The sequence below is a fragment of the Stenotrophomonas sp. TWI377 genome (assembly GCF_039674525.1).
Classification (GTDB): domain Bacteria; phylum Pseudomonadota; class Gammaproteobacteria; order Xanthomonadales; family Xanthomonadaceae; genus Stenotrophomonas.
Map to the genome: position 1 here is coordinate 13,563 of NZ_JBDJNT010000022.1, position 13,770 is coordinate 27,332.

The 13,770-nt window shown below is 66.0% G+C and carries 14 protein-coding genes and 1 other RNA gene; 10 read left to right on the plus strand and 5 right to left on the minus strand.

The features are described from left to right. The first annotated feature begins 1 nt into the window (after position 1). The 5 genes from ABE546_RS16150 to ABE546_RS16170 all read left to right on the plus strand — a co-directional run bounded on the left by ABE546_RS16150 (position 2) and on the right by ABE546_RS16170 (position 7,164). Positions 2-1,213, plus strand: coding sequence for an efflux RND transporter periplasmic adaptor subunit (locus ABE546_RS16150; protein ID WP_313217952.1), 1,212 nt, complete (start codon positions 2-4; stop codon positions 1,211-1,213). 160 nt (positions 1,214-1,373) lie between these two features. Beyond that, positions 1,374-4,544: a multidrug efflux RND transporter permease subunit gene (locus tag ABE546_RS16155; protein WP_346464485.1), complete on the plus strand. Its 3,171-nt coding sequence runs from the start codon at positions 1,374-1,376 to the stop codon at positions 4,542-4,544. Between the two features lie 25 nt (positions 4,545-4,569). Further along, a complete protein-coding gene (locus ABE546_RS16160) occupies positions 4,570-5,307 on the plus strand; it encodes an SDR family oxidoreductase (protein WP_121041922.1) in 738 nt (245 codons plus the stop codon). Then, positions 5,301-6,731 (plus strand): efflux transporter outer membrane subunit, encoded by a 1,431-nt coding sequence (locus ABE546_RS16165; RefSeq protein ID WP_313211515.1) that lies wholly within the window; start codon positions 5,301-5,303, stop codon positions 6,729-6,731. The genes ABE546_RS16160 and ABE546_RS16165 overlap by 7 nt, the downstream gene beginning before the upstream one ends. Before the next feature lie 160 nt (positions 6,732-6,891). Beyond that, positions 6,892-7,164, plus strand: coding sequence for a hypothetical protein (locus ABE546_RS16170; RefSeq protein WP_313211516.1), 273 nt, complete (start codon positions 6,892-6,894; stop codon positions 7,162-7,164). A gap of 81 nt (positions 7,165-7,245) precedes the next feature. Here ABE546_RS16170 and ABE546_RS16175 read toward each other — a convergent pair whose 3' ends face one another. From ABE546_RS16175 to ABE546_RS16185, 3 genes are all read right to left on the minus strand, one after another. Further along, positions 7,246-8,118, minus strand: coding sequence for an endonuclease/exonuclease/phosphatase family protein (locus ABE546_RS16175; RefSeq protein ID WP_313211517.1), 873 nt, complete (start codon positions 8,116-8,118; stop codon positions 7,246-7,248). A 97-nt stretch (positions 8,119-8,215) separates the two neighbouring features. Beyond that, the gene (locus ABE546_RS16180) at positions 8,216-8,884 is read right to left on the minus strand and encodes a hypothetical protein (protein WP_313211519.1); all 669 of its coding nucleotides are present in this window, start codon (positions 8,882-8,884) and stop codon (positions 8,216-8,218) included. Between the two features lie 56 nt (positions 8,885-8,940). Beyond that, positions 8,941-9,351, minus strand: coding sequence for a g-type lysozyme inhibitor (locus tag ABE546_RS16185; protein ID WP_313211521.1), 411 nt, complete (start codon positions 9,349-9,351; stop codon positions 8,941-8,943). A 270-nt stretch (positions 9,352-9,621) separates the two neighbouring features. Here ABE546_RS16185 and ABE546_RS16190 point away from each other — a divergent pair, with 270 nt between their 5' ends. Together ABE546_RS16190 and ABE546_RS16195 are read left to right on the plus strand one after the other, a co-directional pair. Further along, positions 9,622-9,798: a hypothetical protein gene (locus tag ABE546_RS16190; protein WP_183073778.1), complete on the plus strand. Its 177-nt coding sequence runs from the start codon at positions 9,622-9,624 to the stop codon at positions 9,796-9,798. 127 nt (positions 9,799-9,925) lie between these two features. Continuing rightward, positions 9,926-10,261, plus strand: a complete 336-nt coding sequence (locus ABE546_RS16195; protein WP_313217956.1) for a hypothetical protein — start codon at positions 9,926-9,928, stop codon at positions 10,259-10,261. A gap of 4 nt (positions 10,262-10,265) precedes the next feature. Here the strand turns inward: ABE546_RS16195 and ABE546_RS16200 are convergent, their stop codons facing one another. Beyond that, positions 10,266-10,535 (minus strand): hypothetical protein, encoded by a 270-nt coding sequence (locus ABE546_RS16200; protein ID WP_346464486.1) that lies wholly within the window; start codon positions 10,533-10,535, stop codon positions 10,266-10,268. Positions 10,536-10,748: 213 nt separating this feature from the next. Here ABE546_RS16200 and ABE546_RS16205 point away from each other — a divergent pair, with 213 nt between their 5' ends. The 3 genes from ABE546_RS16205 to ABE546_RS16215 are packed head-to-tail and all read left to right on the plus strand — an operon-like array spanning position 10,749 to position 13,176. Then, positions 10,749-12,254, plus strand: a complete 1,506-nt coding sequence (locus tag ABE546_RS16205) for an MFS transporter (protein WP_346464487.1) — start codon at positions 10,749-10,751, stop codon at positions 12,252-12,254. A gap of 3 nt (positions 12,255-12,257) precedes the next feature. Continuing rightward, positions 12,258-12,809, plus strand: a complete 552-nt coding sequence (locus ABE546_RS16210; protein WP_346464489.1) for a TetR/AcrR family transcriptional regulator — start codon at positions 12,258-12,260, stop codon at positions 12,807-12,809. 55 nt (positions 12,810-12,864) lie between these two features. Further along, entirely contained in the window at positions 12,865-13,176 is a 312-nt protein-coding gene (locus ABE546_RS16215; RefSeq protein ID WP_123729002.1) for a hypothetical protein, read from the plus strand. A gap of 104 nt (positions 13,177-13,280) precedes the next feature. Here ABE546_RS16215 and ssrA read toward each other — a convergent pair. Then, positions 13,281-13,683, minus strand: a transfer-messenger RNA (tmRNA) gene (gene ssrA, locus ABE546_RS16220). Positions 13,684-13,770: the final 87 nt, after the last annotated feature.

Below are 13,770 nucleotides of genomic sequence, written 5' to 3' on the forward strand. Positions count from 1 at the left end.
CATGACTTCCAACTCCTCCCCGCATCGTTTCACCCGACGGCTGACCATGGCCGGCGTTTCCATCCTCGCCGCCGCGGTGCTGACCGCCTGCAGTGGCAGCCACGCTGAAGAAGCCGGCATGCCGCCGCCGCCCTCGGTCAGTGCCGCCCCGGTACTGGTCAAGCAGGTCAGCCAGTGGGACGACTTCAGTGGCCGCGTCGAAGCGGTCGAAAGCGTTGAACTGCGCCCGCGCGTCTCCGGCTACATCGACAAGGTCAACTATGTCGAAGGCCAGGAGGTCAAGAAGGGCGATGTGCTGTTCACCATCGACGCGCGCAGCTACCGCGCCGAGCTGGATCGCGCCACCGCCGAGCTCAACCGCGCGCGCACCCAGGCCCAGGTGAGCCGCAGCGAAGCCGACCGTGCCCGGCGCCTGTCCGACCAGCAGGCCATCTCCACCGAGACCTGGGAACAGCGCCGTGCAGTGTCCGAGCAGGCCCTGGCGCAGGTGCAGGCCGCTCAGGCTGCCGTCGATGCGGCGCGCTTGAACATGGAGTTCACCCAGGTGCGCGCGCCGATCAACGGCCGCGCCGGTCGCGCGATGGTGACCGCCGGCAACCTCGTCACCGCCGGCGACAGCGCCAGCGTGCTGACCACGCTGGTCTCGCTGGACAAGGTGCATGTGTACTTCGATGCCGATGAAGGCACCTTCCTGCGTTACGCGCAGATGGCGCGCAAGGGTGAACGCCCGAGCGAGCGCGACAGCGAACTGCCGGTGAAGGTCGGCCTGTCCGGCGAGACCGGTTACCCGCATGAAGGCAAGGTCGACTTCCTGGACAACCAGGTGACCCGCAGCACCGGCACCATCCGGGTCCGCGCGCTGCTTGACAACGCCGACCGCGCCTTCACCCCGGGCCTGTTCGCCCGCGTGCAGCTGCTGGGCAGCGGCCAGTTCCAGGCCATGCTGATCGATGACAAGGCCGTGCTGACCGACCAGGACCGCAAGTTCGTCTACGTGGTCGACAAGGACAACAAGGCACAGCGCCGCGATATTGAACTCGGCCGCACCGCCGACGGCCTGCGCATCGTCGAGCAGGGCCTGAAGGCCGGAGACCGCGTGATCATCGATGGCGTGCAGAAAGTCTTCATGCCCGGCATGCCGGTCCAGGCCAAGGCCGTTGCGATGCAGCCGGTTGCCGCACCGGTAGCCGCGCCGGCTGTTGCAAAGAATTGAAGGGCAGCCGACTGACCGTCGGTTCTACATAGCAGCCGACCAACGGTCGGCTCTACCGTGACTGCCATCGCCCCGTGCAGGGGAACCCGCCACCGCTGTCGCCTGCGACAGCGGCCGGGGTCGTGCACGCCGGCGCTGGTGAAACCCCAGGAATCCACCCATGGACTTTTCCCGTTTTTTCATTGACAGGCCGATCTTCGCGGCGGTGCTGTCGATCGTGATCTTCGCCGCTGGCCTGATCGCGATCCCGATGCTGCCGATCAGCGAGTACCCCGAAGTGGTGCCGCCCTCGGTGGTGGTGCGCACGGTGTACCCGGGCGCCAACCCCAAAGTGATCGCTGAAACGGTGGCCACGCCACTGGAAGAAGCGATCAACGGCGTCGAGGACATGATGTACATCAAGTCCGTCGCCGGCTCGGACGGCGTGCTGCAGATGACGGTGACCTTCCGCCCGGGTACCGATCCGGACGAAGCCGCGGTCAAGGTGCAGAACCGCGTCGCCCAGGCGCAGGCGCGCCTGCCCGAGGACGTGCGCCGCCAGGGTGTCTCCACCCAGAAGCAGTCGCCGACCTTCCTGATGGTGGTCCACCTGACCTCGCCGGACGGCAAGTACGACTCGCTGTACCTGCGCAACTACGCCCGCCTGCACGTCAAGGATGCCTTGGCACGCCTGCAGGGCGTCGGTGATGCGCAGATGTTCGGCGGCGGTGACTACGCCATGCGTGCGTGGCTGGACCCGGACAAGATCGCCGCGCGCGGCCTGACCGCCAGCGACGTGGTGCGTGCGATGCGCGAGCAGAACGTGCAGGTCTCGGCCGGCCAGCTCGGCGCCGAGCCGATGCCGAGCAGCGACTTCCTGACCCTCATCAACGCCCAGGGTCGCCTGCGCAGCGAGCAGGAATTCCGCGACATCGTGCTCAAGGCCGGTGACGACGGTGAATTGGTCCGCCTGTCCGATGTCGCCCGCCTGGAACTGGGTGCCGGTGACTACACGCTGCGCTCGCAGCTGGACGGCAAGAACGCGGTCGGTATCGGTATCTTCCAGGCCCCGGGTGCGAATGCGCTGGAGATCCGTGACTCGGTGATCCATACGATGGACGAGCTGACCAAGCAGTTCCCGGCCGGCGTGAAGTACGAAGCGGTGTACGACACCACCATCTTCGTGCGTGACTCGGTCAAGGCCGTGGTCTCCACGCTGCTGGAAGCCATCGCGCTGGTGGTGCTGGTGGTGATCCTGTTCCTGCAGACCTGGCGCGCCTCGATCATTCCGTTGATCGCCGTGCCGGTGTCCATCGTGGGTACGTTCGCGGCGCTGTACGTGCTGGGCTTCTCGATCAACACCTTGACCCTGTTCGGACTGGTGCTGGCGATCGGCATCGTGGTCGATGACGCGATCGTGGTGGTGGAGAACGTCGAGCGCAACATTGAAGAAGGCCTGACCCCGCTGGCCGCGGCACACCAGGCGATGCGTGAAGTCTCCGGGCCGATCGTGGCGATCGCGCTGGTGCTGTGTGCCGTGTTCGTGCCGATGGCGTTCCTGTCGGGCGTGACCGGTGCGTTCTACAAGCAGTTCGCCGTCACCATCGCGATCTCGACCGTGATCTCGGCGATCAACTCGCTGACCCTGTCGCCGGCCCTGGCCGCACGTCTGCTCAAGCCGCACGGTGCACCCAAGGATGGCCTGACCCGTCTGATCGATCGTCTGTTCGGCTGGATCTTCCGTCCGTTCAACCGCTTCTTCAAGACCAGTTCGGAGAAATACCACGGTTCGGTCGGCCGCCTGCTGGGCCGCCGCGGCCTGGTGTTCGTGGTCTATGCCGGCCTGCTGCTGGCCACCGGCCTGATGTTCAAGGCGGTGCCGGCCGGCTTCATCCCGACCCAGGACAAGCTGTACCTGATCGCCGGTGTGAAGCTGCCGGAAGGCTCCTCGATCGCACGTACCGACGCCATGCTGGCCAAGGTCGCCGAGATCGCGCGCAACACCGATGGCGTGGCGCACACGATCCAGTTCCCGGGTCTGAACGCGCTGCAGTTCACCAACACGCCCAACACCGGTGTGGCCTTCGTTCCGCTCAAGCCGTTCAGTGAGCGCAAGGGCCGCACCGCCGCGCAGATCAATGCCGAGATCAACGCCAAGATCGCCGGGCTGCAGGAGGGCTTCGCGTTCTCCATGATGCCGCCGCCGATCCTCGGCCTGGGTAACGGCAACGGCTACCAGATGTTCATCCAGGACCGTGGCAACCTCGGTTACGGCGCACTGCAGACCGCGGTGAGCACGATGCAGGGTGCCGTCGCGCAGACCCCGGGCATGGCGTTCCCGATCACCAGTTACCAGGCCAACGTGCCGCAGCTGGATGCCGAAGTGGACCGCGTCAAGGCCAAGGCCCAGGGCGTGGAACTGACCGAGTTGTTCGACACCCTGCAGACCTACCTGGGCTCGTCGTATGTAAATGACTTCAACCAGTTCGGTCGTACCTGGCAGGTGATTGCCCAGGCCGACGGCCAGTTCCGTGACAGCGTGGAAGACATCGGTCGCCTGCGCACCCGCAACAACCGTGGCGAGATGGTGCCGATCGGCTCGATGGTCACCGTGAAGGAGACCTACGGTCCGGATCCGGTGCTGCGCTTCAACGGTTACCCGGCGGCTGATCTGGCCGGCGAAGCCGACCCGCGCATGCTGTCCTCGGCCGAGGCCATGGCCAAGCTGACCGAGATCGCCGGGCAGGTCCTGCCAGTGGGCATGCAGACCGAGTGGACCGACCTGAGCTACCAGCAGGCCACCCAGGGCAAGGCCGCCTTCATCGTGTTCCCGGTGGCGATCCTGCTGGCGTTCCTGGTGCTGGCCGCGCTGTATGAAAGCTGGTCGCTGCCGCTGGCGGTGATCCTGATTGTCCCCATGACCCTGCTGTCCGCGTTGTTCGGCGTATGGATGACCGGTGGCGACAACAACGTGTTCGTGCAGGTCGGCCTGGTGGTGCTGATGGGCCTGGCATGCAAGAACGCGATCCTGATCGTCGAGTTCGCCCGCGAACTGGAAATGGGCGGCAAGGGCATCGTGGAGGCTGCACTGGAAGCGTGCCGCCTGCGTCTGCGCCCGATCGTGATGACCTCCATCGCGTTCATTGCCGGCACCATCCCGCTGGTGATCTCGCATGGCGCCGGCGCGGAAGTCCGCTCGGTGACCGGTATCACGGTGTTCGCCGGCATGCTGGGCGTCACCCTGTTCGGTCTGTTCCTGACCCCGGTGTTCTACGTGGCCCTGCGCAAGTTCGTCAGCCGTAACGGCGGCGGGCAGCTGGTGACCCACGGCCAACCGACCATCCACCATTGATTCCTTCCCCCGCGAGGTTTTTCACATGAATACCGCTACCCAAAAGATCGCCCTGGTCACCGGTGCCACCCGCGGCATCGGCCTGGAAACCGTCCGTCAGCTGGCCCAGGCCGGCGTGCATACGCTGCTGGCCGGGCGCAAGCGCGACGTCGCCGTGGCCGAGGCGCTGAAGCTGCAGGCCGAGGGCCTGCCGGTCGAGGCGATCCAGCTCGACGTGGGCGATGCCGCCAGCATCGCCGCCGCCGTGCAGACCGTGACCGAGCGTCACGGCCGCCTGGACATCCTGGTCAACAACGCCGGCATCCTGCTCGATGACATCAAACTGGCCCCCTCGGCGCAGACCCTGCAGACCTGGCGCGATACTTTCGACACCAACGTGTTCGCGGTGATCGCCGTCACCCAGGCGTTCCTGCCGCTGCTCAACGCCTCGCCGGCTGGCCGCATCGTCAACGTGTCCAGCATCCTGGGCTCGCTGACCCTGCACAGCCAGCCGGGCTCGCCGATCTATGGCTTCGCGGTGCCGGCCTACAACGCCTCCAAGAGCGCGGTAAATGCGTGGACCGTGCAGCTGGCCTATGAGCTGCGCGAGAGCACCACCAAGGTCAACACCGTGCATCCGGGCTACGTCAAAACCGACATGAACGGTGGCGAAGGTGAGATCGAAATCAGCGAAGGTGCGCGTTCCAGCGTCGGCATGGCACTGATCGATGCCGACGGCCCGAACGGCAGCTTCACCTACCTCGGCGAGGTGCTGCCATGGTGATCCGTCTGTTGACCGTGGCCGTGACCAGCGCGCTGCTGGCCGGCTGCGTCAGCGTCGGCCCCAACTACCAGGCGCCGCCGGCCGAGCCGGTGAGCCTGCAGGGCGCCGCCGCGCCGGTGTTCACCACCACCTCGCCGGTGGCGAGCTGGTGGGCCCAGTTCGATGACCCGGTGCTGGAGCAGCTGGTGCATGAAGCACTGGGCACCAACCTGGACCTGCGCATCGCGATGTCGCGCGTGCGTGAGGCCCGCGCGGTGTTCGTCGAGCAGCGCCTGGACCAGTTGCCGCACGTCACCAGTGGTGGCAGTTACGACCGTCGCAAGCAGCCGGATGCCACCCTCGGTGGCGAGCGTGTCTTCAGCGAAAGCTACCAGCTCGGCTTCGATGCCGGCTGGGAGCTGGATCTGTTCGGCCGCCAGCGCCGTGCCGCCGAAGCGGCGCGCGCCGACCTGGGCGCCGAGCAGGACAACCTCGCCGATGCACAGGTCACCGTCGCCGCCGAAGTGGCCCGCAACTACTTCGAACTGCGCGGTACCCAGAAGCGCATCGCGGTGGCCAAGCGCACCCTGGTCAATCTGCGCGACACCCAGAAGCTCACCGAAACCCGGTGGGAACTGGGCGCCGGCAGCGAGCTGGACGTGCAGAGCAGCCGTGCGCGCCTGAAGGCGATCGAGGCCGACATCCCGCTGCTGGAAGTGGCCGAGGTGCAGTCACGTCATCGTCTGGCGGTGCTGCTGGGCCAGCGCCCGGACGCACTGGACAGCCTGCTGCAGCCGCGCGAGATGCGGCCGTACGCCAAGGCGTTGCCGCTGGGTGACACCACCGATCTGCTGCGTCAGCGCGCCGATGTGCGCGTGGCCGAGCGTCGGCTGGCCGCGGCGACCGCACGGGTTGGCGTGGCCACGGCAGACCTGTTCCCGCGGATCAGCCTGAGCGGGTTTGTCGGGTTCCTGTCTGGTGATGCCAGTGGCCTGGTCAACGGCAGCAACAAGGCATGGTCGGTGACGCCGTCGATCAGCTGGGCCGCGTTCGATTTCGGTACGGTCAAAGCCCGTCTGCGCGCCAGCAAGGCACAGGCCGATGGTGCTGCCGCCGAGTACGAAAAGGCCGTGCTGCTGGCGCTGGAAGACACCGAGAACGCGTTGACGCGGTACGCCAAGCAGCAGGCTCGCCTGGCGATCGTCGCCGAGCAGGCCCAGGCGGCGGGGCGCGCCGAGGAACTGGCGCAGATCCGCTTCCGCGAGGGGTCGGAAGACTTCCTGACCCTGCTCGATGCGCAACGCACCCAGCTGGCCGCGGACGATGCACTGGCCGAGGCCGAATCCACGGTCAACGTCAGCGTGGTCGGTGTGTACAAGGCCCTGGGGGGTTGGGGCCAGCAGCAGGATGCGGCCAACACCCCGGTGGCGGTCACGCAACGCTGACCCCACCGTTGGGCACGGGGCGGCGAGGGCGCCGTCCCGACAGCAAGAAAGGCAACAGCCGTCACATCCGCTGCGCAGTGCGTCGCGATTGACGGCTTTGCCTCTGCACGGTGTCTGTGCACGGTGCTAAAAGCGTGGGTCGTTTTCTGGAGTGGCCCGCATGCAACCCAATCCGTGGCGTCCTGTCCGCCTGCATCTGCACGACCCGGGACCTGCCTCCGGTGCGGGACTTTCCCGTGGCGTGATCGCGCTGTTGGTGGTGGCGATCCTTGCGGTGGTCACGGGATTCTGTTGCCTGACCGAAGGCCTGTTCGAGATCGGCCTGATCGCCACGGGTGTGTTCATCGCCATCGGCGCGCGGATCTGCCAGGCACGTGAGCAGCACCAAGCGCTGTATCGACTGCTGCAGAAGATGGATGAGCGGCAGCCATGATCGACGTTGTGAAAACGCAGGCCGCCGTACGGCCAACCTGAAGCCGATGGACGGTGCGCTGACCGTCCATCTTGCGTCTGCTTACTTGCCCGCCGGTGCTCGCACGGGGAACCGCAGTTCCGCCTGCACCGGATAATGATCCGAGGGCAGCACGCCACCGGGTTTCTGGTCCAGCGTGCTGAAGCTGTCCACGCTGAAACCGCGCACCAGGATCCAGTCCAGTTCCACCGTCGGCTTGCCGGTGAAATCATGGAAGGTCAGGCGCGGGCCATCGACCTTGCCGGCGAGTTTTCGAGCATCGCCCAACGCAGCGGTAAATGCCTTGTAGGTGTCACTGCCGGGCTCACTGTTGAAATCGCCGGTGACCACCACCGGGATGTCCTTGGGCAGTGTGGCCAGCCGCGAGACGATCAGCTTTGCGCCGAGGACGCGGCGCGGCTCATCTTCGTCACGGTAGGGCAGGTGGGTGTTGAACAGATAGAAGCGCTGCCCATCGGCCTGACGCTGGAACAGTGCCCAGGTCACCATGCGCGGGAACAGGTTGCCCCAGGTGATGCTGCCCGGCACGTCCGGTGTGTCGGAGAGCCAGAAGTCACCCGATTCGAGCACCTTCAGCCGCGCACTGTCGTACAGCACGCCCATGTGTTCGTCGCCGTTGCCGCCGCGGCGGTCCCTGCCGAACAGGGTGTAGCCGGGCAGGTGCGCGACCAGGTACTCGCCCTGTTTCTGCACCAGCTCCTGGGTGCCGATCACCTCGGGCTTCTGCTCACGGATCAGCGTGACCATCGCATCGCGGCGGTCCTCCCAGCGCTTGCCCGGGTCGGTATCGGCCGGCGTGCGTACGTTGAACGACATCACCTTCAACGCATCGGGTGCCTGCGCCCAGGCGCTGGCCAGCGGGGCGGCGAACATCATCAGGGCCAGCAGCGCGGGCCGATGGAAACGAGACAGCATGTGGAATCCCTCCATTCCATGAAAACGTTCCCAAAGGGTCGCATGGAAGGGCAGGAAAAGGATATGCAGGACATGGCGGTTGATCGGCAGTGCCCCCTCAGCTCGACAGCAGGATCACGCCGATCGTCATATTGATCGCTGCCCCCAACACCAGCACCCACACCGTGGACAGGATCGTGTTCAACCACGAGCGCTGCAGCGCGATCTTCAGCCACCCGGCCTGCACCACCGCATACCAGAGCGCGGCGAGCACGCCGACCGCGACGCCCAGCGTGGTCGACAGCTGGCCCGGCAGCCGCACGAACACCATGCTGGTGGACAGCGCCACCGCGAACGGTGCGGTCAGGTAGCACTGCATGAAAAACGGACGGCGCAGCGACTCGCGGGTCATCGGCACGTGCTTGCGACGCAACAGGTGCGTGGTAGTCACCAGGGGCCAGATCGCGAACGTGATCGAGCGGTACAGCAGCAGGCTTTCTTCATTGCCGAAGATCGAGCGCGACAGCGCCCCGGTACCGACCACCTGCTGGTGCAGCATCAGCTCCACCCCGTGCGCGACCAGCACCGCCAGCATCAGGAACATGGGCGGGCTGATCGCATCGTCGAACTGGCGCTCCAGCTTTTCCTTCAGCTCGGTATCCACGTACTGGGCCATCCGCCGCGGATACACGATCACGCGGTACAGCGTGCGTGGGAAAAACAGGAACCAGGTGCACAGCTCGTAGAGGAACTCTTCCAGCGACCGCAGCAGTTTGAGGAAGTCCATCCCGGGGTCCTTGCGAGGGGGGAAGCCAGCACCGCCGAGGATACCCGGGACAGGGCTCAGCGGATCGCGACTGTCAGGCTGTGCGGTGCCTTTTCATTGCGACGCGCCTGGGCACGCATCTGGTAGACCTGCACGACATAGGTGCCGGTGGTCGGCAACGTGCCGCTCCAGCGCCGCTTTTCGTCGTTGCTGCCCAGTGCCTCCCCCTGGCCGGGCGTCACGCCGGGCGCGAACACATTGAAGTTGGCATTCGGGCTGCCGTCGATCGTCACCGCCATGGTCTGGCCGGCGCGCGCGGCAATCGTGTAGCGGACGGTGTCATAGCCGGACAACGTGCCACGCACGGTGGCACTGCTGGCACCCTTGGTGAAGTGCACGGGGGTGGTGGTGACCTTGTCCGCTGCCGCGGCCAGCATCGGCGTCAGGGCGAGCAGGGTGGTCAACAGCAGTGAGCGGAGCGGCGTCATGGCATGTCCTTGGTGGGGCCCGGCAAGGGCGTTTCGTCCCGAGCATGGGCGTGACCCCATCAAGGGATTGTCGATGCGCTGCGACCCTCGCCGCACTGCGATGAACGCAGCGTGCTCTACCGGTCTCGGTTTCCAGTGCGTTCTGAATTGTTTACGCAGGTGCCCGGCGCGTGCATGCACCAGCCCCTTCCACGCACACATGGGTAACGCCGGCAGGCCTAGCGTGGATTCACCGGCACCACTTCGATGCCGAACACCGGAGATACGGCAATGGCCAACACCCCGAACCCGCAGCAGGGTCAGAATGATCCGCAGCGCAATGCCCCGCAGCAGGGCCAGCAGGAGCAGCAGGATCAGCGCGATCGCGATGCCCAGAAGCAGCAGCAACAGCAGGACCAGGATCAGCAGGGCCAGCGCTCGGGCCAGCAGAGCGACCAGGAAGAATAAAACGGGTCCGCACGCACCGTGGCCCGGTCGGATTGGCCGGGTCGTTTGTGTTGCCGCCAGCGAGAGAGCATCGCGTGTTACTGAACGTCTTCCAGCGCTCGCCCGGCTGACCGGCTACCATGCCCGCATGAGCATCCCCGTACCAGATAGCAGCGTGCCGCGCCTGCTGGGTTTTGACGTCCCGACATTGCAGACCATTGTCGATCACGGCGCGGACGAGGCCATTGTCGCCATGCTCGATGTTGTTCCCGATGCCCACTGGTTGAAGCTGTTCGACGAACGGGTGGCCGCGCTCAAGGGCGAACTCGGGCTGGCCGGTGTCGAACTCGACGGCACCTCGATTCTGTTCTTCGGCTCCATCGCGGACAGCCGTCGCCTGGCGACCGCCGTGTCGGCCCTGATCAATGCCATCAACATGGAAGTGGCCGGCCACACCGATCCGTTCCAGCCGACGGCGCCATAGCTCCTCACGAGTCGATACGGCACGTGCGCAGCAGCACGCTGTCATCCAGGCCCGCATCTGCCGTGCGGTCCGGAGCAGGGCAGGTGCCGCGGATCTCGGTCACCCACAGCACCATCATGCCGACGATGCGATGGGCCTCGTTGGGCCACTGTGCGACCAGCCGATCATGGATCGCGTCATACACCGCCCAGCGCTCGGCGGCCGACACCCCGCCTGCCCAGCACTGCGCCAACTCGGCCTGCGCCAGCCGAAAAGCCTCTTTCTGTCCGTCCATAGCGTTCCCCCGACACAGTCCATATCGGACAGGCGCCTGCCTGCCCGGGTGAGCCCCCTGCAATGAGGTAAACGCGGTTGGGCCGACGCACCGGCCAGCGCGCAGTGCGCACACGGTGCGCCGCCGTAGGCTGAACGCGTGGGCGCCAGGTTGGTAAAACATAACAGGACGTCCTGTATAGTTACGATCCCGTCGCCCCCCCCTTTGCGCACCATGACCCCGACCAAGACCCAGCGCTGGAGCCTGCTGCTCACCGTTGCCGCCGGCCTGTTGCTGATCACCCTCGACAACTCGGTGCTCTACACCGCCTTGCCCACGCTGACCAAGGAACTGGGCGCGACCCCGCTGCAGGGCCTGTGGATCATCAACGCCTATCCCCTGGTGATGGCTGGCCTGCTGCTGGGTGCCGGTACCCTCGGCGACCGGCTGGGGCACCGGCGCATGTTCCTGATCGGCTTGGTGATTTTTGGGATCGCCTCGCTGCTGGCCGCGTTCGCGCCGGACGCCAATCTGCTGATCGCCGCCCGCGCGCTGTTGGCCGTGGGCGCGGCGGCGATGATGCCGGCCACGCTGGCGCTGATCAGCCTGACCTTCGAGGACGAACGCGAGCGCAATCTGGCCATCGCCGTATGGGGCTGCATTTCCATCGTCGGCGCGGCCCTCGGCCCGATCGTCGGTGGCGTGCTGCTGGCGCACTTCTGGTGGGGCGCGGTGTTCCTCATCAATGTGCCGATCGTGCTGCTGGCCATGGTCGGGGCGGTGCTGTTCGCGCCCCATGGCACGCCCGATGCAAGCAAGCCGTGGGACCTGATCTCCTCGTTGCTCAGCCTGGTCGCCTTGTCCGGGCTGGTGGTGGCGATCAAGGAGGTTGCGCATGCGCCGCCGAACTGGGGGCTGGCAGCCGGTGCGGCGCTGGTCTTCGTGGTGGGGCTGGTGCTGTTCCTGCGCCGCCAGCGCCGGCTGCCGTACCCGATGCTCGACGTGGCCATCTTCCGTAACGCTCCGTTTCTGGCCGGCGTCCTGTCTGCGGCGTTCGCGATGTTCGCCATCGCCGGCCTGCAGTTGCTGACCACCCAGCGTTTCCAGCTGGTGGCCGACTACACCCCATTGCAGGCGGGCCTGCTGGTGTCTGTGGTGGCGATCGGGTGCCTGCCCAGCGCCATTTTCGGCGGCATGTTCCTGCACCGCGTCGGGCTGTTGCCGCTGATCACCGGCGGGCTGGGCGTGGGCACCGCCGGTGTGGTGCTGGTCGCGGCCACCTTCGGCGGCCACCTCGGCTGGACCCTCGCCGGATTGCTGCTGACCGGGCTGGGCATGGGCGCCACCATCTCCGTCGCCTCCACCGCGATCATCGGCAACGTGCCCCCGCACCGCGCTGGCATGGCCTCCTCGGTGGAGGAAGTGTCCTATGAGTTTGGCAGCCTGTTCGCGGTCTCCCTGCTGGGCAGCCTGATCGCCGCGCTGTACTCGGCCACCGTGACGCTGCCGGACGGCGTGGACGCCGGTGCGGGCCAGAGCATCCAGCAGGCGCTTGCACTGGCCGCACAACCGGGCGGCGCCGCCGGGTGGCTGGCAGCGGCCAGCACCGCCTACGACCCCAGCTACGTTTGGGTACTGTATGTGATTGCCGCGGTGCTGCTGGTCGGCACCGTCACCACCGGCGTGCTGCTGCGCCGCCATGGCCCCGGCACGGCCACCACCGTCTCCCACGCCCACTGACCCATGCGCCCGAGCAACCGAACCAACATCCTGGATGCCGCCGTCCGTGTGATCGAACGCGACGGCATCACCGCACTGACCTTTGAAGCGGTCGCCAGCGAATCCGGCATCGCCCGGGGCGGGCTGCTGTATCACTTCCCCTCGCGCGATGCGCTGCTGCAGGGCATCCACCAGCACCTGGCCGGCGTGTGGGAGGCGAGCATGATCGAGGCCGCGGGCAAACCTGCCGACGCGGCAGGGCCCCCCGAGCGCTACCAGTCCTACGCGCTCACCTGCGCACAGACGGCCACCCGGGCCGAACTGCAGCTGATGTTCGATGCAGCCGCCACCGACGAGAACATGCAGCCGTGGACCGCAGTGGTCGAGCGCTGGTCGCCGCCCACGCCGCAGGACCTGAGCGATCCGGCTGCGCTGGACCTGTTCATCGCCAAGCTCGCCGCCGACGGCATGTGGGTGTTCGAAGCGCTGTCGCGCTCGCGGCTGGCGCCGGAGGTGCGGCAGGCCATCGCTGACCGGCTGGCACAGATGATCGCGGCCGCCTCCAAGACAGCGTGATGCCTGCCATGCGGGTACCCTTGGCGGTTCACTTCTTGAACAACGGGTCCGCCTGATGGATTACCAACTTGTGATCAAGTTCTGGCGCAAGTCGCTGGATGATGAGGCCTTCCTGGCCACGCTGGAGGCCGAGCTGACCACCGCGCTCGGCAAGGCCGCGACGCTGGACGGTTACGACGTCAGCGCGAAAGAGATCAACCTTTTCATGTTCACCGCGGATCCGCGCCCGACCTTCCGGAAGACCAAGGATGTGCTGGAGGCGATGGGCGTGCTGCACAGCGTGTCCGCGGCGTACCGGCTGGTGGGCGGTGCGCAGTTCACTTCGGTGTGGCCGCTGCGGATGGCGCGGAAGTTCACGTTGCCGTGAGGGGCTGAGCGGCTGTCTGGCTGGCGGAAGACGGGCACAAAAAAGGCCGGGACCTTCGATTTCTCTAGGGTTCCAGCCTTTGATGCACCGTCGAAACGGCTAATTGGTGGAGGTGGGCGGAATTGAACCGCCGTCCGAAGGCACTCCATCCCCGGTACTACATGCTTAGCTCACCGTTGAATCTCATCCTGTGGCAGCACGGTGTGCAAAGCGCACCCCAGGACCAGCCTGCTTTAGTTAAGTCGTGACTGACAGGCAGCCATCACAACCGGTTCCGTGATAATGACCCTACATCTACGAGCACGGGCACAAGTAGGTTCGGGGGTTCGCCTAAGGCGGCTGTAGAACTAAACGCTAAAGCTGTTTTTAGGCAGCGATTGCGAAGTCGTTCGAACCGTAGTTGTCGTCGTTGGCAACTAAAAGTTTGCTGCTGGATTAACGAGGAAAGCTGCCCCCTCGGCATGCACCAAGTAACTTCACAACCCCCGTCGAAACCAATGCACCCCCGGTTTCTTCAAGAACCGCACTTCATCCGGAAAAACAGCACCGGAACTCTACTTGACGGAATGGATGCTACTCCAATCCAGCTGAACA